Consider the following 456-nt stretch of genomic DNA (forward strand, 5'->3'; position numbering starts at 1 on the left):
TAAGCATGCCACAATTTGATATATTATGTAAAACACCACCTAAGGTGCTTGTTCGTCAGTTTGTGGAAAGGTTTGAAAGACCTTCAGGTGAGAAAATAGCATTATGTGCTGCTGAACTAACCTATTTATGTTGGATGATTACACATAACGGAACAGCAATCAAGAGAGCCACATTCATGAGCTATAATACTATCATAACTGAACTAACCTATTTATGTTGGATGATTACACATAACGGAACAGCAATCAAGAGAGCCACATTCATGAGCTATAATACTATCATAAGCAATTCGCTGAGTTTCGATATTGTCAATAAATCACTCCAGTTTAAATACAAGACGCAAAAAGCAACAATTCTGGAAGCCTCATTAAAGAAATTGATTCCTGCTTGGGAATTTACAATTATTCCTTACTATGGACAAAAACATCAATCTGATATCACTGATATTGTAAGTA

Annotated in this window: 1 protein-coding gene; it reads left to right on the forward strand. The window is 34.6% G+C overall.

Features of this window, described 5'->3' with window-relative positions:
• Window positions 1-456, forward strand: a 456-nt coding sequence (locus GO009_RS17445) for a hypothetical protein (RefSeq protein WP_163627980.1), incomplete at both ends; no start/stop codon positions are given.

Origin of the sequence: Allomuricauda sp. TY007 (assembly GCF_010468565.1) — a bacterium.
GTDB lineage: Bacteria > Bacteroidota > Bacteroidia > Flavobacteriales > Flavobacteriaceae > Flagellimonas.